This is a genomic window from Photobacterium rosenbergii (assembly GCF_003026455.1).
Lineage (GTDB): Bacteria > Pseudomonadota > Gammaproteobacteria > Enterobacterales > Vibrionaceae > Photobacterium > Photobacterium rosenbergii.
In genome coordinates this window covers 64,479-86,625 of sequence record NZ_PYMB01000015.1, presented here as the reverse complement: position 1 = coordinate 86,625, position 22,147 = coordinate 64,479, and the positions used below count along the sequence as shown (strand labels likewise).

The window sequence follows — 22,147 nt, the reverse complement described above, 5'->3', positions numbered from 1 at the left end:
CCCTCTAGGCTCTATGGACATTTCTGCTCTTATCTAGGTTCCAGGAACTAGGATCTTTTCCGCCTTACCCAAGGCCAAGCACCCAGGACCGTTTTTCTAGGAACTCTGTATCAATAAAAAAGCGAGAGCCTCAGACTCTCGCTTTGCTTTTTGCTCTTACCTAGGTTCCAGGTTCTAGGATCTATTCCGCTCTTACCCAGCACCAAGGACCCAGATACCTGCTCTTCCTGCCTTTACAACGACAAAAAGAACAACATCAATACAGGAACAAGCAAACTAAGGATAAAGCCGCTGACGATAGCGATAGGCACACAACGGATACCGCCGCAGTTCTGGATAACGGGTAGGGTAAAGTCCATTGCTGTTGCACCGGCATAGCCGATAGCTGTGCTTGGGTAGCGGCTGATCATCATCGGGATGAGGCTAAGGGCGACAAGCTCACGCAGTAATTCATTGAGGAAGGCGACGCCGCCCATGACAGGGCCAAGGCTATCACCAATCAATATGCCCGCCAACGAGTACCAGCCAAAACCCGAGGCCATCGCAAGGCCCTGGTTGTAGGGTAGGTCAAGTAACCAAGCTGCAATCAAGCCACCGGGCAAAGACGTTGCAATAATGGTCAGCGCAATGATGATGCCTTTCTTGTTTAGCAATATTTGCTTGAGCGTCATACCGCTGTTTCTCAACTGGATCCCAATTAGAAATAGTAATAGCAGCAGAATCACTTCGCTGGCCTGATCGACCCAGCTAAGATCAATCCCCGCCATTAAACCGACAATCAGCCCACCGGCCACGACAAAGATCAGCTTTATAGACTCCATGACCATATCACGTAGCGGAAGTGTCTGGTGGCCATGTTCGGTTTCCGTGGGCATTAATCTATCTAGCAACGGCAAAGCCAGCAGGTTGCAACCACTGATGATCAAAAAGAATACTAAGGTGTAGGTGATGATCTGGTTGAGATTTTGCCCAATATTGTCCAGCCCGGCCAAGCTCAGTCCCATTAGGGTCAAGATCACCAAAACCAAGCGGCTGGTTTGGGTGTTGATAAAGTCCAAAACCGCAGGCTTTTTGACCGTGATGAGGTAGCCGATAATCAATGGCAGGAAAATATAGAGCATGCCTGAGAACATGTTGGTCCTTTTTATTGTCAGAGGGGCAACAGACGGGATTATCCATAAACCCGCATAGCGTCAGCTAGTCGATAGCACAGTGATCAAGGTCACTGTTTTCAGCAGCTTACAGTTTGGCTGAGAATGGGTCAATATCCATTCTCAGCCAAATTATGCAAGTGTCATATCATGGAGGCGATAAACAGCTATTGCAGCCTATACGGTCCTATAGTCCGCTGTTGCTGATCACCGTTTTGAGGCGTTGGTTGAATTCTTGGGAAGGGAGGTTAGTCAGCTCATACATGACTTCGGCACCAGCAAGGTCAAGTTCGACATGATGATCGTCGATAGCATCATCATTGCTCTTGAACATGAGCAAGTGATGGGCCATACGAGCAACATCGAGATAACCGGTATCTACATCGGTTGATGGATTTCGCAAAGACTGGTTAGTTGCGACCTCGAGGTAATCGATATCGAAGCCCCAGTGCTTGAGGATAACCTTGCTGGCTTCTTGGCAACTGTGTTGGAAGACATACTTGGCAATATCAATATCGAGGTAGTTGCCACTGTCAAGATAGGACTGATATTCATGGATCAAACTGAACAGTCCAATATCAGCAAACAAACCAGCCAATAAAGCTTTCTCTGGTTCAAGCTCTTTGGGAAATTCCTCGTGATTGGCGAGATCATGGCTGATTAATGCCATAGCTGCAGCCAGTTGTCGTGATCGCACAGCACTCTGTTTGAGCAGTTCGTTACATTCCTTGCTGAAGTGGTACCTCAGCTTAAGCTCTTCGATAGCCTTTGCGGTGATGATATCCCTTACTCGAAAGATGCCCAGTCGACTGACAGCGGTGTATATGTCATGGCACACCACATTGCGGCGGTTGAACATTAGGGTGTTTGATATTTTGACAATATAGGCTGTGATACCGGGATCGTCGATAAGCAAGTCAGCAACATCTCTAACGGTGGTTTCGTCATCGTTACAAAGGGCTTGAAGCTTATTGAGAACAGACGGGATAGGGGGGAGGATAAGTCGGTCCTTTCGGACTGCCGATTTAACTAGAGAGCAAAATTCTGACTCCAATCCCTTGATTATCTTGTCGTTTTCAGGTCTTAGCCAAAAAAAAGATACGTGAGTCATTTCTGTATTACGCAAATCATAGACCTGATTATTCTATCGGTACCGGATCGGGATAGATAGAGCGAACATCATAAATTCGCGAGTTACCGTTTGTATGCTTAATTTTCAGACGAATGGAACAGTTTATGTAGAAATCGAATGGTTAACTTAGCATTATCTTGCGTGATCAAGAGCTGCTTGTAGTGAACCTCAAGAGGAAGTAACTCAATCCAGCGCTGGCAAACCCAGGTAATGTCATCCCAGAGGGGCGCTGGGTATAAGGCGCCGATTTCGGGCATGGACTGGAAAAACAGTTTTAGTTTTTCAGCGAGCTCCTTATCACAGTCACGCATTTGCTCGGTGTGCCAGTTAGGGTAAAGGGTCGATTCCCCTTGCATTAAACCGTCATCGTCGAGAGAAATTCCGTGTAATCGAATTTTTTGCGTGCCCTCAACAACTATCGACAACAGGTTTGCTTCTGCCTGATCAAAATTAATCACTTTGCATTCGGTAGCAATCGCCGGGATCTGTTTCAGTTCACTGTCTTCCTCTGATTCATTAATCATGCAAATAGCAAAAGGGGTATTGGTCGCTAGTGATTCTTTTAGCATTCTTAGGTGGCGTTTCTCAGCGAGGGTATAGGAGGCCCTCCCCCCTGGAAGAAGATGAACACTTGTTGGGTAAAGAGCGGTTTTATTCATGATATTGCCTAGTGGAATACCCGCAGATTGGAAGCTAGTGATATGAATAAAGATAGTGGTTACAGGATATTTTGGGGATATCCGTCGCACTATACATTCGAAAAAATACGGTCGAAATTGCCACAATGCGCTTATTTTGCAATCCGTAATATGTCTAAATTCTCACTTTTAAATGTTACCTGTTTCATATGTGGAGTTTATGGCTTGGCTGTGTCAAAGTCATTTTAATGACGCTGCTCGGGTCAGCGTTTCCGGTAAATGACAGACCATTAACGTTTAATGGAGACTAATTGTGCTAGGGTTCAGGGAAGAGATATTTAATTATTTGCGCGAATTTGGTGTGTTTGAAAAGCGTTCCATGTTCGGAGGTACGGGTGTTTTCATTGACAGCGCAATGTACGCCATCATTACAGATGAAGCATTATTCCTTCGAGGTGGTGGTGAACTCGACCAGCAGTTGACGTTGTCGGGCTGTGAAAAGTTCAGGCATATCAAACGTAGCACGACAGCTGTCGTAAATTACTATGATATCACCCATCTCTATCATCAGGATTTGCCGTTGTGTGCAAAAATGGTCAAGCAGTCGATCGCGATTTCTACCTCTGAGAAAAGTTACAAGATGTCAGGTAGAAGCAAAAGAATCAGAGATTTACCTAACATGAGGCTGACACTGGAGCGTATGGTGAAAAAAGCCGGTGTACCAGATGTGAGTAGTTTTGTGTCTTTAGGGGCGGTGGAAGTTTTCCGTAAAGTTCGTATAAACCAAGGTAAAGATCTGGATGTTAAATTGCTATGGATGTTTGCCGGAGCAATCGATGGTTGCCACTGGACGTTACTGAAAGACGACCAAAAACAACGCTTATTACGTGACGTTGAATAAGTTGCTATCATTATTTTCAGATCTTAAAAAAGCGGCTGGTTACCAGCCGCTTTTTTATTTTTACCACATGAAAAGTGGTGGAAGAGGGGGCATCTCATAGGCTTTGGGTATATCATGTGAAAATAAGTCCATGCTGTTCAAAGATATATGCGATTACCACGTTTGACGGGGCCTGTACTTTCGGGGCTCCACTGCTTTTTGATTGCTGCCGATCAAATGAGTTTTACCCGTGCGGCAGAGATCCTTTGCCTAACACAAAGTGCAGTCAGTCATAAAATAAAGAACCTGGAAGAATCATTAGGGGTAAAGCTGTTCATCCGGCAACCGCGCAAGCTGACCCTGACTGATGAAGGAAAGCGCTTGAAGGAAGTGCTGGCACTTAACTTTGGTGATATAGCCAATGAATTACGGGATTTAAGGACATTAGAGCTAAGCGGTGATCTCAACGTTTCTGTTCCGCCTACTTTTGCCCAGCGTTGGTTATTACCAAGGCTGGGGAGCTTTATGGAAAAGTATCCCGCGTTACGTTTTCACCTTCGGACTAGAAATGAACTGGTGGACTTCCATACCGAGTCTTTCGACTGTGCTATCTACTTTGGTAATGGCAAATATACGGGCCTTCATGTTGTTAAACTCATGGATGAAAGCATGGTGCCAGTTTGTAGCCACGAGTATGCAGAGCAGCATGATTTGTATGGAAACCCCGCCAAATTAATGTCCTGTATGCTGTTACATGATGCCGCACCTTGGGCTAGGGCGGGTAAAAATGATGAGTGGCAATATTGGGCTCAGCAAAATGGTGTTGTCCTCCCTGAGACAGGATGTACCTTTGACCGTGCTGATTTGGCTTTGCAGGCAGCGGAACGTGGAATAGGGGTGGCAATAGGGCGAGCGTCATTTATTGCTGAACAACTTCAGACAGGGCGACTGGTCACTCCGTTTATGTTATCGGTGCCATCACCACAAAATTATTTCTTAGTATGCCGCAAGGAGATGGCAACATCGCCACGAATAAAGGCATTTATCGACTGGCTTGGCGAAGTGCAGTAACCCTTCCACTTTGCTTGTGACCAAAAGAAAACGCCCTGCAGGTGCAGGGCGTTTATCATTAATTAGTCTATCTATCGATATTTAGAACTTGAATCGAGTTGATAGCATAACCTGATCACCGTAAAGCTCGTTGAAACGACCCGTCACGCCAACTGAGAACAGTTCAGTTGCGTGGAAGCGACCGTATACGCTGCCGATTACTTCTTCATATTCATCAATGTTTAGGTGACCGATAGTACCGCCAACTTCTAGTTGTGGACCCAACCACTGGCGAATACCTAGGTTAACTTCTACACCGAATTTACCGCTTGAGCTTTTCAGTGCGCCTTTGTTTTTAGCGCTGCGAGCCTTAAGCTCACCTGTGATGTCAGCCCAGTTGTTTACTGGTGCGTGGAAACCTACACCAAGCGCTGCATCCCAGTCGCTGTCGAATTCAGTATCAACGCTACCGGTAATGTGGGCATTAGGGTGGATTGATGTGCTGAAACCAGCACCGTAAGTCAGCGGGCTGATGCCAATACGAGCTTCAGCGTAGTCGTAGTTGAAGTTGCTCATAGTCGGTTGAGCATTCGCCTGAGCGGCCGACACAGATGCCAGGACAAGACCTGAAGCAATTAGAATTTTACGCATGACAAATTTGTCCAATGGGCTAAAAATTAATTGCACTATTTTAATGGACAAAAGCCGGTGTTCATAGCAGTTTTGTGGAATTTTGCTGTCTTGTTTTTAAAGGGATTGGCGTAAAAGTCGACAAAATTGGTAAAAATTTGTGATCGTTTTGCGTGAGTGGCTTTTTGAGGCATGTAGGGCAGGCGGTGGCCTGCCCCTAAGTTGTTGCTGTTCAAATTGATATTTTGAGGTTATATCAATTCATTACCTGAGCGCTTTTCGTGTTCAAATTGCGTCATGTTGTTCAATGTGGTGTCGGCAATATTGCCAAGGGCTTCTTCAGTTAGAAAAGCCTGATGACCTGTGAATAATACGTTGTGACAAGCAGATAGGCGGCGGAAGACATCATCTTTAATCACATCATTCGATTTGTCTTCAAAGAACAGATCTTTTTCGTTTTCGTACACATCAATACCCAAAGAGCCAATTTTACTGCTTTTCAGCGCCTCGATAGCATCTTTGGAGTTGAGTAGTTCACCACGACTGGTGTTGATGATCATTACGCCATCACGCATTTTGTCGAAGGCATCGGCATTGAGCATGTGGTAGTTCTCTTCTGTCATCGGACAGTGCAGAGTAATAACGTCGGACTGACGGTAGATGTCATTCAGGCTGGTGTATTCCACACCCAACTCAATTGCCGTAGGGTTTTCGTATGGATCGAAAGCAAGAATGTTCATGCCAAGCCCTTTGAGGATACGAATAGTGGCAATGCCGATTTTGCCTGTACCAATAACCCCCACCGTTTTGCCGTGGAAGTTGAAGCCAGTCAGGCCTTCTAGGGAGAAATTTGCGTCCCGGGTACGTTGGTAGGCACGATGGATACGGCGGTTAAGGCTGAGCATCAGGCCAAGGGTATGCTCAGCAATAGCTTCTGGAGAATAGGCGGGTACGCGGACGACCTGAATACCAAGCGATTTAGCTGCTTCAATATCGACTTTGTCGTAGCCGGCACAGCGCATTGCAATCAGTTTTACTTGGTTTTCTGCCAGTGCTTCTAGCACTGGACGGCTTAAATCGTCATTGACGAAAGCACAAACGGCATCATAGCCCTGAACGATTTTGACGGTTTGAAGTGTTAAGCGGAAATCGTAAAAGTCGAGCTGATGGTTGTAGTGTTGATTAATCAGCTCGAATGAGTTTTGGTCATACTTTTTGGTGCTGAAGACTGCAACTTTCATGGATCACCTTTTCGGGTTGACTGTTCCTCGGCAGAAGCCTTGGAGTAGTGTAATTGATCTTATTGTTTTGTGACCAAGATAACACTTTTAGCCCTATCCCGAAAAGGTTTGTATGACAATTAAATTTGTAGGGTTATATGTCCGACAAAGATAAGCGGCGGTGGCTGAGGGCTTCCATGATCCGGTTGGTATCAAGGATCTGCATCCAAGCAAGCAGTTCTGCCTCCGACTCATTGTCGATCACATAGGTTGTCAGCTGATCAATGACGATCTGTTTGAGTTGGTCCCCATTCCACGGTTTGGCGATATAGTAATCCAAACTAGCGTTATTCACTGCCTGAACGGTTTCCTCGAGGCCAGCCTGGCCGGTCAGCAATACCTTACGCGCATTGCTAGACTCTTCTTGGTGTTTAAGTTCGATAAGGAAATCGATGCCTGTTTCGCCGGGCATAATGTGATCACACAAAATCAGTGCCAGCGGAATATGATCAGCGATGGTATCGGCAAGCACTTCTTTCGCCTCATCCACCGATTCAGCGGCTTCAATCACAAAGTATTCATCCAGTGCACGCAGATCATTAATCACGCTATCAAGTACTTCGCGCTCATCATCAACGCAAAGGATCAGATATTTGTTCATAGGCTCTCCTTAACTGCCTCGCCTAAAGGCAAAGTCACTATCATTTTGGTAAATAATCCAGGTTCGGATTCAACCCTGATGCTGCCATTGTGTTGATGGATGATCTGCTGGCAGACAGATAACCCTATACCCAGCCCGAAGTTGCCTTCTCGCTTGGTGGTGAAATTCAGTTCGAATACTTTTTCTTGCTGCTCTTGAGGTATTCCTTTGCCATTATCTTCGACGATGACTTCAATTGCTTGTTGTCCGTTTTGCTCGCCACTGACCATTCGGGTGACTACCTTGATTTCACCGGGTTCCTCAACGGCATCGAGGGCGTTGGAAATCAGGTTAGTCCACACCTGCTGTAAAGCGATGGGCTGGCAGTAAACAGGCGGTAGCGGGCTGTATTCTTTGACCACATGGTGCCGCTTCAATTTGTTTTCGAAGATCACTAAGGTGTCTTCCAACCCTTCATGGATGTCAACAAAATGGATGGATTCGTCATCTTGCCGTGCATAGCTTTTCAAGCTTTTGACCAGATCGGCAATGCGCTGGGCACAGACATTGATTGAGCGCAGGAAGTTGCCCATCTGGTAGTAATTTTCCCATTCAGATAGAACTTGAGGTAATTGATTTTTCTGCGGCAACAGCCATTGTTCTAGGTAGTGATCGTCATCTATGCCCATTTGAACGACCTTGCGGGCCAATTGCTTGTCGCCGAGTGTACCAGTCAGTTGTTTGGCGCGTTGACGGGCCTCTGATGTGGACAGTGGCCTTGATTGCATAGCCTGCTGCATAATGTCATTGCCACGGTCTTGGTTTTCATGGCTAAGCGTGGTGTTGGTGATGGTGCCAATGGTCTGTTTGAGTGTATCACTGCCTCGAAGAATGGCAGAAACGGGATTATTGAGTTCGTGTGCGACGCCTGCCACCAGTTGGCCCAACATGGCCATCTTTTCTTTTTCGACCAGTTGATGGTAGGCCTCATCGAGGGATTTCAGTGTTTGCTGCAAGCGCAGTTCGGTTTGAATACTGCCTTTTAGGCGGCGGTTGAAGTTACGTAGCAGCAGATTGGTGAACAATGGCAGCAACTCACTGCGTGAGTTCATGACTTTGTTGAATAGCTCGCGGTCGAGCTTGATGACATCCGTGCCGCAAAGGGTGACCCCTGTCGAGAAGGAGCTCTCGCCTGAAATGAATGACATACCGCCGACAAGATGACCAGGGCCAGCTCTTACGACCTCATGGCGGCAACCGTGCTCATCTTTTTTGTATAACGCGACCTCACCGCTGGTGATGAACCAGAGGAAATTATTCGGCTCACCTTCCTGGGTCAGGATGTGGTTGGCACTGTAGCTGCGACAGGCGCGGGTTTCGTCGTTGCTGGCAAAGAACTCGTGTAGCGCATCAATAACTTGGTTGGCTAGGCTGGTGTCGTCTAGGGTATGGCTATGCTGGATAAATCCAGAACGAAAACGTGACATTTGACGTTCGATGTGGGCATTGAGGATCCGGCGGTGATCAAGCAATTGGCTGTACTTGAGCCAGTCTTCATCAGGGTGCTTCAATACAAAATGGGTCAGCTCTTTGAGCAGAACTTGTTTGAGCTCTTGTGAGTTCCACGGCTTGGTAAGGCAGTAGTGCAGCCGGCCTTCGTTCACCGCTTGCATAATGGCATCGAGCTGGGGCATATCATTAAGCAGGACCGAGCGGGCTTGTTTGCTGGCCGGGTACTTTTCGAGGGAGACTAAAAAGTTAACGCCCTTGTCTTCGCCAAGTTCATTGTCACAGATAACCATTGCGACACGCTGGTTATTGGTCGCAATGTCTTCAAGGATCTCATTGGCTTCCGTAATGCTATAGGCATTATAGATATCAAAAAGATCGGCAAAATCAGCCAAATCCTGATTAAGCTTTTCCACGACCAGAGGATCGTCGTCCAGACAGACAATCGCAAAACTATTCACCATCACACCTTTCACGTCAAAATATTGCTATGTAACTGTTATATTTAGATACTTTGAATTAAGTGTATAAGAAATCAGCAGCCTGGACTGAGAGCCAACTAGCAATCGCGTGAGAATAATTTTCCCCCTTGCCGAAGGTGTGATTTCGAGCCTGTTTGCGCGATAGGTATCAAAATTTCCTAAGAAATCAATGCAGATTGATAAATTCATTGTTCAGCAAGCTATGATAGACTGAGTTTTTCATCTTCAGATCTGGGACCTAAAAATAATGCTAGGAAAAATCGGTGCCGTTGGTGGTGCTGTGGCAGTGGCGCTGTGTTGGCCGTTCGCCACGGGGCAAATTGGCGAGCGCATTTATCTTGATACATTGGGCCAATATGAAAACCCTTACCTTGCTGTGTCCAGCGATTCGTATCAGCGCGGATACCTTAGCTCAGAGGCAGTATCCAAAATTGAGCTAAAGGATGAGCTGAAGTTTCTTTTTGAAGATGAAGGCTTACCGACTGTTTGGTTTGTAAAGCACCATGTTAGCCACGGTTTTATGGGGGTTTCTTCAACCAGTGAACTGCTGGTAGATGAAGAGCTGAAGCCGATGGCTAATGCGCTATGGGGTGAAAATGTTGCGCCTGTTACTTTCACAACTAGCACCGCACTTACCCGAAAGACGGACTTTACCTTCCAGATCAATCCAATTGAAGCAACAGAAGTTAACGGCAACAATGTCGCTGTTTCCCCGTTTATTATGCAGGGTACGGTCAACGCGAAAGGAGCCGGTGAATTTCAATACCAGTTGCCTGCTGCCAGCCTGACTACAACAGCACAAGAAGAGATGGTACTAAAAGGCCTGAAAGGTGGTGGTAAGGGATACCTGGACGGGCAGTTCTGGATTGGCGATCAGTCCCTGACGCTTGAGGCTGTCAGCTTCAAGGATCTCAACTCCGAGCAGAGCTTGGATTTATCCGGTGTCGCTGTTGGCATGGAGAACATTCTGACTCAGCCAGAGGCCGCTGAAGGCGAAGATAAACCGGAGCAGCAACTGGCTAACTCTAACCATGTCAAAGTGGGTAAGCTGGTGATGCTCGATGGCAGCGAGTACAGCAACTTTAACTTCCAGATGGCCTTTTCCGATCTTGATTACCCATCGTTGAGCCGACTGGGGGATATGACGGATGATCTCGAAGAGCCGCTGACCGAACAGCAAGCCAAGGAAGTTTCAGATGCTTTGGATGCACTGGTAGCTAAAGGGCTGGCTTTCTCGGTAAATGATTTAAGTGTTTTGGCGCCGGAAGGACAGGTAACTAGCCGTTTGAATATGGCTATAGCCCCAGGGATCAGCAATATCTCTCAGAACATTGGTCAAATTGCCCAGAATTTGGGCGGCGATATTCATCTTAGCCTACCTGTCGATTTGGTCGAAGCGGATCCACTGCTTAGTGAGCGTGTCGACATGTTAGAGCAGAGCGCGATTGTTGAAAGGAATGAGACCCACTACCTGCTCGATATGCAGATAGAAGGTGACAAGGTGATCCTGTCGAACGGTGATCAACTGCCTTTTGCCATGCTATTTATGCTCTTCATGTAAGCCCTTACTTATCTTTTTACACCAATAAAACCGCTGAATTTTTCAGCGGTTTTTTATATCTTCCTTTCCTCGCGGCCAGCAAAAAACTTGGTGGGATGCCATGATAGGCAGCACCTATCAAGAAAATCATCTATTTCAATTTAGTAATTTCAAGGAAATAGACGACACTTAGATCAAAAGGAGGTGCTCCTTGGACGAGGAGGGCCAATCTGAAAAGTTAGCGCTAAGGGCTGTCAGCAGAGTGGTCGATGGTTCTGGCAAGTATGATTAGGGGGATGTATGGAGTCGTTGAAGGTCAAGGATTATATGAATGTTCGTCCGGTGACATTCGAACCTAAGATGTCTCTTTCTAAGGCACTGGATAAGCTACTTTCCGCCAAGCAAATCGGTGGCCCAGTGGTCGATGAGACGCGTAAAGTTGTCGGCTTTTTGTCTGAACAGGATATGATCCACAAACTGCTAAAAGTGGGCTATCACTGCCATGATACACATACTGTTGAAGAGTGCATGCGTGCGGATGTATTGACGGTTTCTCCTGAAGATTCGATTATCGAATTGGCCGATACCATGGCGGGGCAAAAACCTAAAATTTACCCTGTGGTAGAATACGGTCAACTGGTTGGGGTTATCACCCGCCGTGATGTGTTAACAGCGATCAGTAACCAAATTGGTGACTGCTTCAAGCACCCAGTTTAATTCAAAGACGTTGTCATCGACATAGAAAAGGCGCTGTGGGCGCCTTTCTTGTATTTCATCATACCCTGAGTGTTTGTTAATGCTAGCAAGGAGAGCCAGTGCCTAAGCCGTCCCAATCTTCCGAAGAAAATAACAAAACACAGCCAATAGCAGATAAAGACGCCAAGTTTGTCACTGGTTCAACGATGAAGCATATCGTCGTGATGTCAGGTACCGGTGCGGTTGGCTTGATGGCGCTGTTCCTGGTTGACTTGCTTGATATGTTCTTCATCAGTTTGTTGGGTGAAATTGAACTAGCGGCTGCAATCGGTTTTGCGGGTACTTTGGTTTTCTTCACCACTTCGGCTTCTATCGGTACTTCTATTGCGACGGGGGCTTTGGTTTCCCGGGCACTGGGTGCCAATAATCGCGAACAGGCACGAAATGTGACGGTAAATGTCATGATCTTTGCCGTTATTTTCAGTGCGGTGCTGGTGTCCCTTGTACTCGATAATTTGCAGTCACTATTGGCAATGATTGGGGCAAAGGGTAGGGTGGCTGAGGCCGCGACAGATTACCTGACAATATTGATGCCAAGCGCGCCAGTGGTGGCCGTTTCTATGGCAGCCGGCGCTGCGCTTAGGGGGATAGGCGATGCACGCCGTTCGATGTATGCCACTATTATTGGTGGGGCGGTGAATGCGGTACTCGACCCTCTGTTTATTTTCGGCTTTTCTATGGGCGTCGAGGGCGCGGCAACGGCGTCCGTATTTGCCCGAGTGGCTGTTATGGTGTTTTCAATCCATGCGGTTATTGTTCATCATAACCTAGTTGCCCGCCCCAAAATCGGTTCTTTTTTGTCTTCATTGCTACCCATCTCTGCCATTGCGTTTCCTGCGATCCTAACCAATACCGCGACCCCAATCGGCAATGCGATTGTGACTAGCCATATTGCCCAGTTTGGTGAAAGTTACGTGGCAGGCTATGCCGTCATAGGTCGAATTATGCCGGTGTGCTTTGCTTTGGTCTTTTCGCTATCAGGGGCCATTGGCCCGATCATTGGCCAGAACTTTGGCGCGGGCCGTTGGGATCGTATTCTGCGCTCATTATCAGATGCGTTGATGTTCGTTACAGCCTACTGTGTGGTGGTTTCTGTTCTGCTCTGGTGGGGGCAAGACTGGCTGATTGCGATATTTAGCTTAGAGCAGGATGCTGCGAGCCTTGTCTCGGTGTTCTGTACGATAATTGCGATTACCTTTATCTTTAACGGGGCCATGTTTGTTGCCAATGCGGCCTTCAATAACCTCAACCGTCCGACATGGTCGACAGCACTAAATATGGGGAAAGCGACCCTAGGCACTATTCCATTTGTTTGGCTCGGGGGAAAACTCGGTGGTGCAGAAGGGGTGCTGATAGGACAAGCTGTAGGCACCATTGCCTTTGGTATCTTCAGCGGTATGCTGGTGGTTAATCAGGTCCGAAAAATGGCCATGGAGCAGGAGCAGAAAGCGGAAGAACCAGAGATCCTCGAACCCAGTGTGCCACTTACGCCATTTTGTTCTTCGCGGACTTATATGGGACATGAAGATGTTATCGATGAGACATTAGCAACAGATGTGAAGACTTAAGTCTGGCCTTTTCGTAAGTCAATCATCAAAAAGAGTTACATTTCACTGGTTTATTGATCTGCTCCGGTGAAATTTCCTACCTATAGACGCACAATCACCCAATCTGGATTTTTACCGGTAGCCAAAAGCGCTACCGGTGCTGCTATTACTGCGTGTTTTTCATTGATGAAAAGTTGTTATCTGCAGTAATAGACACACAGGATTTTGTGTTTTAAGGGAATAATGTAAACATGCGTCAATATCTAAGGGTCATCATACCCGTTCTCATTCCTCTCATCATTCTGATGCTGCCTGCATCAGCGTTTCCTGTAGAAGGTTTAACGGTTGTTCAGCAACGTGTTATTGCTATCTTCTTGTTAGCGGCCTTGTGCTGGGTGCTGGAGCCGATACCGATTTATGCTACCTCGGTGGTCATTATCGTGTTGGAACTAATGCTACTCTCTGATAAAGGGCTGTACCTGTTCCGTGGGGCGGAAGGCCAGCCTCATTTCGGTGAGTTACTCAACTACAGCGATATTATGGCTACCTTTGCCAGCCCGATTATCATGCTGTTCCTCGGGGGGTTCTTCTTGGCGATGGCGGCAACTAAGTACCGTTTAGACGTTAACTTGGCGCGGGTATTGCTGAAGCCATTCGGTACCCAGCCGAAATATGTCATGTTCGGGCTGATGCTGATCACCGCTATCTTCTCGATGTTCATGTCAAACACGGCAACCACAGCCATGATGCTCTCTATCCTTGCGCCCGTGATTGCTCTGTTTGGTGCCAAAGACCCGGGCAAAATTGCTTTTGCATTGTGTATTCCGGTCGCAGCTAACATAGGTGGTATTGGTACCCCAATCGGTACACCGCCCAATGCCATTGCCTTGAAGTACCTGACGGGTGATAACCTGATCACTTTTGGTGAGTGGATGTTCTTTGGCGTACCTTTTGTTGCTGTCCTTTTGGTGTTTGCCTGGGTACTGATCAATACGCTGTATCCTGCGAAACAGGAAAAAATCGAACTGACCATCAAGGGTAAGTTCTTAATGACGCCAAAGGCGATCACTGTTTATGTGACGTTCGCCCTGACGATTATTTTGTGGTTGATGGGCTCTTCCCACGGGATGAACTCTTATACCGTCGCCCTGATCCCTGTTGCGGTGTTCTCGCTGACCGGCATCATCAACAAGGAAGACTTGAAAAAGATCTCGTGGGATGTGCTTTGGCTGGTATCGGGTGGTATCGCCCTTGGCCTTGCTTTGGATCAGACCGGTCTGGCCAAACTCATGGTGCATAGTATCCCGTTTGATAGCTTCTCACCTTATGTCGTATTGGGCGGCTCGGCATTGCTATGTTTGGTGATGGCAAACTTCATGTCCCATACCGCGACCGCTAACTTGCTGATGCCAATTATGGCAGCGTTAGGTACATCCATGGTGTCGCTAGTACCGCTAGGTGGTGAGATTACCCTGATCCTTGTCGTAACTTTTGCGGCTTCGCTGGGTATGTCACTGCCAATCAGTACGCCACCGAACGCACTGGCCCATGCTACTGGCCATGTCCAAAGTAACCAGATGGCACGGGTTGGGGTGATCATCGGGGTTGTCGGTGTGGTGCTTAGCTTTGCCATGATCTGGCTGTTACACCTGATTGACCATATCTAAGAGAGTCGCCATGCATCAACCAAAAGCCATGCAGCGGATCATCGATGTTTACTTTCGTGACCCGGCCAGAACCGAAGCGGTGAAGGCGGGGACACAGGTATTGATACAGGATGGTTATAACGACAAGTTGTATTGGGTGAAGAAAGGCGAATTGTCTGGCTACCTCAAGAACGAAGCGGATGTTACGGCCAAAGTTTTCAGGGTCGAGCAGGGCATGTTCTTCGGTGTCCACAGTTTCTTTGCCCAAACCTTGATGGCTTCGACCACGGTGGTGGCCGAGAAAGACAGCGAAATTGCTTGGATTGATCTCAAGACCCAAGCCGTTGAGCCGGAAACTTATGGTTCCTTGGCGGAGCAGTTCATGCCCGTCATGGTCCACGAGTTGGCCCAGCGCCAGATGATGACAGGGCTCCAGGCTATTGAGAAGGAAAAGGCCCTGCAAAAACTCTATGCGGCTGAGCAGATGACTACCTTGGGGCAGTTAGCTGCGGGCATTGCCCATGAACTGAACAACGCTGTCGGTGTTTTAAGCAGTAAAACCGAGGGTTTGCAGGAAGGGATTTGTCGTTTCTTGGAAGAGAACAAACCTGAAGTCAGTCCGTTCCTCGATTTAGGGATTTGTGATGGTCAGGCGGTAACGTCAGCACAGGCCCGTAAGCGGGCCAAGCAGCTGCAGCAAGATCTTGGTTTGGAAAGGGATCAGGCGAGGCAACTTGCCCGTGCAGTACCTGATGGCGACGTGCCACAGTACTGGCTGGATAACCTTGATGAAGCCCTGCAGTACTGGGATATTGGCCGGGATCTGCATGATATGAAGCTCGCTTCCAAACATGCTGCCAGTATTGTCCGTTCGGTGAAACAACTCGGTGGAACAGACAATGCGCGCCAGCCGGATGTTGATGTCAACGATACCATCCATAAATCACTGGCACTGCTGCAAAGCAACTTGAGGCGGGTCAATGTCGTCTTGCGCCCGGCAGTGCTGCCGACGATGACGGCAAGTACGACGGAGTTGGTGCAGGTATGGGTCAACATTATCAAAAATGCGTGTGATGCGATGGAGGATACTCCAGAACCACAGATCGAAATCATCACACGGCATTCAAAAAACCGTTTGCTGATCACTATTAGCAACAATGGGCCGATGATCGACGAAGCGACACGGCGCAAGGTATTTCAACCCAACTTCACGACCAAAAAAGGTGGGTTGTCGTTCGGATTAGGGCTGGGTCTTTCGATTGTACAGCGGATCGTCAATAGCTATGGCGGCACCATTGCACTCAAGAGCGACCCGGAAAAAACAAAATTTCGTATCAAACTGCCAATCGCGTAAGGGAATGGTTATGGAAAAACTAAACATCATCTGCGTGGATGATCAGAGGGAAGTACTAAGCGCTGTATTGAAAGATCTTTCACCGTTGAATGACTTCTTTCATGTTGAAGACTGTGAATCAGCGGATGAAGCTCTGGAGTTGATGGATGAACTGGATGCTGAAGGCGAGTTCATTGCTTTGGTGATTTCGGACCATGTGATGCCGGGTAAAACAGGTGTTGAGTTGCTCACGGAGATCTCTCAGGATTCACGTTTTCACAAAACTAAAAAGGTACTATTGACCGGGCAGGCGACGCACCAAGATACTATTGCTGCTATCAACCGAGCCCGTATTGAAAGCTATTTCGAGAAACCTTGGAAAGCTGATAGCCTGCTGACAACAGCCAGAAGCTTAATCACCGAATACATCTTTGACATGGGAATGGATTACCAACCATGGATGGAGATCCTTGATAATGGTGTGGTGTTCAGGCGTTTGAGTTAATCTGCCAGCTATTACACAGGTTTAAAATGTAATCCTGTTGCCTAGTCAGAAAGGGTGAGCGTTGCTCACCCTTTTGCTTATTGAGCAACGGTAAAAGCCGGGACGTCTTGTTTGCTAGCTACTGCGTCTTGGATAAATAGGTATGCCCGCCAGTAGTTAAATACACCACCGAAGAAAAACAACAGGCTACCGATTAAAAACTGCCATGAGATAAAATTGGCCAGCAAAGGTGAATACGCCATAGTTTCTTCTTGCCATAGTAAAGGGACTGAGCCAACAGCGAAAAGCACACTTCCTACGATGAAGGTTATTGCTGTTAGGTTCATCAGTTGGGCAATAGGCCGTGAATTTATTTTTCCTATATTGATAATATTGATCGTCGCGCCAACGACAAAAAGCAGGCTACCAACAATGAATAGGGTAGAACTGAGGGCCTGGTACTGGCTATCAATAAAGGTGGCAACCCTGCCTGCGACATACATCAGTGTCCCCAGCAGATAGATATAGGTCGCACTGTACTCGAGCCACTTCTTCTTGCTTTGTGCTTGACTAGCCCAATAGCGGTGGGTGTCATAGGTATCGTGGCAATTGATAGTTAGGTAACACAATGAGCCGGCGAAGAATACGATTTGTCCTAGCCATGAATAGGCTGAAAAGCTGGGAAAAAACAAAATGCTGCCCACCACAAACAAGATCCCGCCGAGTTTGTACATCACAGCACCAAGAGTCTCCCAGCGAAAGTGGCTCTTGAGATCGGCATCATGCCGGGTGATATCATGAATGCGGATACGGTTGGTAAACAGACGTGCCATTGATCGCCCTCTATAGTGATTTGCGAAGGCGAGGGTAACGGATAGGCGGGGTTAGGGGGTAATCGCTTTTGTATGATCACAGCCTACTGAAGGTTATAGCTGCGATCCTAACTAGCCTAGGCGGTAACGATATTGTTCCTCACCAACCCGCGCTTGATGTTCCTGCACATCTTGCCAAAACGAGAGATATCGTCGAAGTCCGGCGAGTCGCCCCGCTCCAACACACATTCCCAATAAGACACTTCCGACTCAAGCAATTCCATTAGCTTTTTCGGGCAACCGATACAACTGTTGTCCGGACCACAGACAAAAGTATCAGGATCATAGATAGGCAGTTCTTGCTTCACTTGTTCGATGATTAGCTGCATCGCGGTACGGCGGTCGGGTTTTTTAGCCATGGTAGAGCTCAATGGGGGTAAAGTGCGTCATTATAGGCTGATAGTGGTCGTTGTCTATCACCCCAAAGTACAGGGCGGTAGACTGGTTGTTGAACAAGATTTACTGTTGTTCAATCTTTTGTTGCTAATAAGTGGGCAGTGCTCTTTCTAACCACCAGTTCAAAGGGGGGAAGGGGAGCATCAAAGCCTTTTTTTATTATTGTTGCTTGGATTGATTGGAATGCTAACCGGCCAAACTCAAATAATGGTTGCCTAACTGTCGTAAGTTGGGGAATAAAATATGGACACATTTCATGGTCGTCAAAACCGACGACGGATATGTCGTCAGGTACCTTCAACCCATGTTGGTTGAGGGCCTGAATAGCACCAAATGCACTGTGATCATTTGCCGCAAAAATCGCCGTGAATTCTGTGCCGCTCTGCAGTAAGTGGCGCGTTGCCTTCAAACCGCTTTCCAATGAAAATCCCCCATTGATGATCAGGGAGCTATCAACGACCAACCCTGCATTTTGCAAGCTTTGTTTATAACCTTCTAGGCGGCACTCACCATCGAAAACCCCTTTGGGCCCTGTTAGGTGGGCAATGCGTGTGTGGCCAAGCTGTAATAAATGGTTAGTGGCCATTTTACCGCCCACGAGGTTATTGATATTGAGGGTTTGGGCTTCTGGAGACTCTTTCCTACAGCTAAATAAGACCGGGATCTTGCCTAATATCGCTTTTACTTCATACGCTGGGGCTAGGCCTAAAATAACAATGACGCCATCAAGGTTAAGGTTACGAAAATATTTGAGGTGCTGAATTTCTTGCGGCCGCTGCCAGTTTGAACTTTCGGTAATTAACTGGCTTTGGCTTTGTTCGGCAAGCCTTTTGATCCCTGTGAGAATTTTATTGCTGAAAGGACAGTCAAATGAGGGCAGTAAAATGCCTATTTTAAGTGCCTTTTCTTCTTGGCTTAACCGCTTGCGAGGGTGGTAGCCAAGCTGGTCGATCGCTAATCGGATGCGGCTTGATTTGAGCTTATCGATAGGTGAGGTTTGGTTCACAAAGCGGGAAACGGTTGCCGGTGAGACGCCTGCTAGCTTGGCGACGTCATAAATTGTTGAATTTGCCATATTCCCTCAGGCATGGTGGTAAGCCGTGCATTGTATGTAAGTTAGTGCTCGGCCAATAATAGAGTTTGTTATTGATGGGCTTAAGATCGCGAAAAAAGGCTAAAAAAGAGGGAGGCGCTAGCCCCCCTAAGTTTCACCTAGCGCGACTTTAGTTGTTATAAATCAGCACAGCTGAGCGGCTCTTCACCTTCATTTAGATCTTCTGGAACAAGGCGGATCTTGCCGATATCAATCTCAACGTTGTCGTATGAATACATGTTGAATGCCCGGGTTAAGCTGGCGAAATCCGTACCTGCTTGCTGAAAACAAGCCAGCGGGATCTTGATTGTTTGCCAATCAGGATGGCCTTGTTCAGGCATTATATTGCTGACGTCTAGTTCACCCCAGCCTCCCTCATGGTGGATGGAGACCGTTAGCTTATCATCTGGGCTATAGTCGATAACCCTGACATCGAACTGCAGTGATGAGTTGGCATTGAGGTAAGGGTAGTAATCTTCAGGCCCGTCGCTAGCGGTATGCATCATGACTTCAGCGGCAGCGCGGCCTTCCCATTCACCGTCGTTACCGGCGTAGTTAACTTTCAGCGCATCGAATTGGTGCTCATAGTTGATCCTTTCGGCGGTAATAGAGCCTGCATCAGTCACACCTGAGCCTGTGATTTCAGTTCTTCCCCAGCCGCTGGCTTCAGTCTGTAAATAGGGAAGGAATTCACCAGCGGCGGCAGCACTGAATACCTCCATAATTGAATCAGCGACTCCCTCATTCGGTGCGTCACGTCCACAACCATAGTTACGAGGGTCAAGAGGCAGCGCATTGAGATCACTCTCAGAGGCCGGTACTTCAGTTTTACCGGAATAGTCCAAACCGTAACCGTAAGGGAACAATGGCTGATGTTCAGCGCCATCGGTAATATCTTGTTCGCCATCTTGGTATTCGTAGCCTTCAAGGTTAGGGGCATGACGGTTGATCGTGGTTGAACACTTCATTTTTGGCCAAGAATAGGAAAGCTTGCCGCTAAACTTCGCACCATTTTGTTTAAATAGGACATCCGTGATCCCCCCAGCCTCGGTACCCGGTAGCCAGGCAGCAACAAAGGCATCAGAAAGGTTAATTTCCTCGTTGACGTAAAGAGGGCGGCCAGAATACATAATAGTCACGACTTTATAGCCAAGAGATTTCAGCTCTTGGATCTTGGCCAGATCTGCGGCGTAGTGAGATTTGATGGAGGCGTACTCAAGGGTTTGGTTGTCTTTGATATCCCCCATCATTTCCGCGTAAGGATCTTCACCTATCACAACAATAGCGACTGTTGTTTCTGGATCAGCTTGTGCAGTATCAGTAAAGACATTTTCTTCACCAACTAACTCTTCCAGCGCCAGTTTCATAGTTTGTGCACCGGGGAAGTCATCTTCAATGGTGTTGCCATCACCTTGCCAGGTGAGTGTCCAGCCGCCAGTTTGTTTGGTTATGTCATTAGCCGCACTACCGGTGAGGAGGAACTGGCTATTTTTCTTAAGTGGCAAGACCTTATCTTCATTTTTCAACAGTACCAAAGATTGGCTCACTGCTTCACGGGCCAGTGCGCGGTGCTCAGGGTGGCCCAATAATGACTGGTTACCTGCGTTGGTTCGATTTACCGGGGAAGGTTTTTCCCACAGTCCTGCCCGCATTTTAACTCTTAGGATACGAGTTACGGCATCATCGATTCGTTCCATCGGGATCAGGCCGCTGTTCACCTGAGCGATGACGTTATGGTAGAAACCTTGCCAGTCCTGACGGGCTGTTACCATGAAAATATCATTACCTGCTAACACGGCTTGTGGACAGTTATCAGCCGAACAGCCATTGATTTCGGTATGCCCATTCCAGTCAGTGACAACCAGTCCGTCAAAGCCCATTTTGTCTTTTAGTACGTCCTGTACCATGTACTTGGAGCCATGGAGCTTCTTGTTGTACTCACCGTTTTCAACGCCAGGGTGATCTTGCCATAAATCGTAGTTGGCATCGTCATGCCAGGAGTTGAATGAGGTCATCACGACCTGTGCACCGGCATCTAGACCAGAGAAGTAACCGACAGCATGGATATTGCGGAGGTATTCTTCCGAATAGTGGTTTTCACCACGGTCGACACCTTTGCGGGTACCACCATCGCCAACCCAGTGTTTTACATTGGAAATGACATTCTCTTGGCCTTTGATGCCATCAGCGCCATTTTGCAAGCCCTCGACCATACGGCCAGCATATTCGTATACCACCTCGGGGTCTTCCGAGTAACCTTCATAGACACGTCCCCAGCGGTAGTCGCGGGGTGTCGCTACTGTTGGGGCGAAGGTCCAGTCAAGGCCGGTTGCAGTGATTTCAGTGGCCGTTGCTTTCCCTATTTCTTCAATCAAGTCTGGGTTGCGGGCTGCACCCAAACCGATATTGTGTGGAAAGACGGTGGCCCGGAAGACGTTGTTGTGGCCGTGCACGGCATCTGTTGCCCAGATGAACGGGATACGGAATCCCCGTCCGGCCCAAGATTGCTCTGCAGCTTGGTGGTATTGGTTGGCAAGGTCTGCCCATTCTTGGGCTGTGGCATATTTATTGTTATTCGGCCAGGCACCGCCGCCATTGAGTAATGAGCCTAGTTTGTATTCAGCTACTTCCTCTGGGGTGACATCGGTCAGGTTGGGTTGGATCATCTGGCCGACTTTTTCTTCCAATGTCATCTGCGCCACGATGCTGGCAATCTCTGCTTCCATGGCAGCATCTTGTTTAATTGGAGAGTCAATTTGGGGCCATTCTGCATAATATGGCAGCTCAGTGGCCGGGGTGTCTTTGCCTCCCGTGTCCTTGTCATCGCTTCCACAACCCGATACTAATGCCGCTAGGATCATACAGCTGAGTAAGGTTCTTTTGTTCTTTAACATCATTCATCCTTTTTAGTTAAATCAATAGGGTGTGGGGGTAGGCGGGGAAAATCTTATCAACTGGAAGCGTTAAAAGTACGTTAATTTCATAACGGGGAATTTGTTTCATGGCTTGTGCGGCTTAGCATCACAAAGACTGCTTGGCTCTCAAAAATTATGCGCTGCTGTGAATAAATATTTGTAAGCCTATCAGGGCAGAAGTTTGAATTGGCTCAAAGTTAATGCTGAAACCATTTTTATCTGATGTATTGGGA

19 protein-coding genes are annotated in these 22,147 nt (G+C 47.6%); 8 read left to right on the top strand and 11 right to left on the bottom strand.

The annotated features are described in order from the left end of the window. Positions 1 to 233 precede the first annotated feature (233 nt). The 3 genes from C9J01_RS21175 to C9J01_RS21165 all read right to left on the bottom strand — a co-directional run bounded on the left by C9J01_RS21175 (position 234) and on the right by C9J01_RS21165 (position 2,942). Complete coding sequence (locus tag C9J01_RS21175) at positions 234 to 1,133, bottom strand: LysO family transporter (protein ID WP_107300132.1); 900 nt, start codon at positions 1,131 to 1,133, stop codon at positions 234 to 236. A gap of 205 nt (positions 1,134 to 1,338) precedes the next feature. Further along, entirely contained in the window at positions 1,339 to 2,262 is a 924-nt protein-coding gene (locus C9J01_RS21170) for an HDOD domain-containing protein (RefSeq protein WP_107300131.1), read from the bottom strand. Between the two features lie 98 nt (positions 2,263 to 2,360). After that, the gene (locus C9J01_RS21165; RefSeq protein ID WP_107300130.1) at positions 2,361 to 2,942 is read right to left on the bottom strand and encodes an LON peptidase substrate-binding domain-containing protein; all 582 of its coding nucleotides are present in this window, start codon (positions 2,940 to 2,942) and stop codon (positions 2,361 to 2,363) included. Between the two features lie 292 nt (positions 2,943 to 3,234). Between C9J01_RS21165 and C9J01_RS21160 the strand changes: the two genes are divergently transcribed. Further along, the gene (locus tag C9J01_RS21160; RefSeq protein WP_107300129.1) at positions 3,235 to 3,822 is read left to right on the top strand and encodes a TfoX/Sxy family DNA transformation protein; all 588 of its coding nucleotides are present in this window, start codon (positions 3,235 to 3,237) and stop codon (positions 3,820 to 3,822) included. Between the two features lie 147 nt (positions 3,823 to 3,969). Next, positions 3,970 to 4,872: a DNA-binding transcriptional regulator DsdC gene (gene dsdC / locus C9J01_RS21155; RefSeq protein WP_107300128.1), complete on the top strand. Its 903-nt coding sequence runs from the start codon at positions 3,970 to 3,972 to the stop codon at positions 4,870 to 4,872. Between the two features lie 81 nt (positions 4,873 to 4,953). On the opposite strand, the gene C9J01_RS21150 is transcribed toward dsdC, so the two are convergent. From C9J01_RS21150 to C9J01_RS21135, 4 genes are all read right to left on the bottom strand, one after another. Then, entirely contained in the window at positions 4,954 to 5,502 is a 549-nt protein-coding gene (locus C9J01_RS21150; RefSeq protein ID WP_107300127.1) for a hypothetical protein, read from the bottom strand. A 230-nt stretch (positions 5,503 to 5,732) separates the two neighbouring features. Continuing rightward, a complete protein-coding gene (locus tag C9J01_RS21145) occupies positions 5,733 to 6,722 on the bottom strand; it encodes a 2-hydroxyacid dehydrogenase (RefSeq protein WP_107300126.1) in 990 nt (329 codons plus the stop codon). A 133-nt stretch (positions 6,723 to 6,855) separates the two neighbouring features. Beyond that, entirely contained in the window at positions 6,856 to 7,362 is a 507-nt protein-coding gene (locus C9J01_RS21140) for a response regulator (protein WP_107300125.1), read from the bottom strand. Next, a complete protein-coding gene (locus C9J01_RS21135; protein ID WP_107300153.1) occupies positions 7,359 to 9,311 on the bottom strand; it encodes an ATP-binding protein in 1,953 nt (650 codons plus the stop codon). Before C9J01_RS21135 ends, C9J01_RS21140 begins: the two co-directional genes overlap by 4 nt. A 268-nt stretch (positions 9,312 to 9,579) precedes the next feature. On the opposite strand from C9J01_RS21135, the gene C9J01_RS21130 reads away from it, so the two are divergent. From C9J01_RS21130 to C9J01_RS21105, 6 genes are all read left to right on the top strand, one after another. Continuing rightward, entirely contained in the window at positions 9,580 to 10,893 is a 1,314-nt protein-coding gene (locus tag C9J01_RS21130; protein ID WP_107300124.1) for a DUF945 family protein, read from the top strand. A 279-nt stretch (positions 10,894 to 11,172) separates the two neighbouring features. After that, positions 11,173 to 11,589 carry a CBS domain-containing protein gene (locus C9J01_RS21125; protein ID WP_107300123.1) on the top strand — a complete coding sequence of 139 codons (417 nt, stop codon included), beginning with the start codon at positions 11,173 to 11,175 and terminating at the stop codon, positions 11,587 to 11,589. Between the two features lie 203 nt (positions 11,590 to 11,792). Further along, a complete protein-coding gene (locus C9J01_RS21120; RefSeq protein WP_237157031.1) occupies positions 11,793 to 13,196 on the top strand; it encodes an MATE family efflux transporter in 1,404 nt (467 codons plus the stop codon). A gap of 230 nt (positions 13,197 to 13,426) precedes the next feature. Further along, on the top strand, positions 13,427 to 14,842 hold the full coding sequence (locus C9J01_RS21115) for an SLC13 family permease (RefSeq protein ID WP_107300122.1): 1,416 nt from the start codon (positions 13,427 to 13,429) through the stop codon (positions 14,840 to 14,842). Positions 14,843 to 14,852: 10 nt separating this feature from the next. Continuing rightward, positions 14,853 to 16,175 (top strand): ATP-binding protein, encoded by a 1,323-nt coding sequence (locus C9J01_RS21110; RefSeq protein WP_107300121.1) that lies wholly within the window; start codon positions 14,853 to 14,855, stop codon positions 16,173 to 16,175. A 10-nt stretch (positions 16,176 to 16,185) separates the two neighbouring features. Next, a complete protein-coding gene (locus C9J01_RS21105; RefSeq protein ID WP_039466044.1) occupies positions 16,186 to 16,659 on the top strand; it encodes a response regulator in 474 nt (157 codons plus the stop codon). Positions 16,660 to 16,736: 77 nt separating this feature from the next. Here the strand turns inward: C9J01_RS21105 and C9J01_RS21100 are convergent, their stop codons facing one another. The 4 genes from C9J01_RS21100 to C9J01_RS21085 form a co-directional block, all read right to left on the bottom strand. Continuing rightward, positions 16,737 to 17,471: a YrhK family protein gene (locus C9J01_RS21100; RefSeq protein ID WP_107300120.1), complete on the bottom strand. Its 735-nt coding sequence runs from the start codon at positions 17,469 to 17,471 to the stop codon at positions 16,737 to 16,739. Positions 17,472 to 17,587: 116 nt separating this feature from the next. Further along, positions 17,588 to 17,869, bottom strand: a complete 282-nt coding sequence (locus C9J01_RS21095; protein ID WP_107300119.1) for a hypothetical protein — start codon at positions 17,867 to 17,869, stop codon at positions 17,588 to 17,590. A gap of 110 nt (positions 17,870 to 17,979) precedes the next feature. After that, positions 17,980 to 18,981, bottom strand: a complete 1,002-nt coding sequence (locus C9J01_RS21090) for a substrate-binding domain-containing protein (RefSeq protein WP_107300118.1) — start codon at positions 18,979 to 18,981, stop codon at positions 17,980 to 17,982. A gap of 155 nt (positions 18,982 to 19,136) precedes the next feature. Beyond that, on the bottom strand, positions 19,137 to 21,893 hold the full coding sequence (locus C9J01_RS21085) for a glycoside hydrolase family 3 protein (protein WP_107300117.1): 2,757 nt from the start codon (positions 21,891 to 21,893) through the stop codon (positions 19,137 to 19,139). Between the last annotated feature and the right edge of the window lie 254 nt (positions 21,894 to 22,147).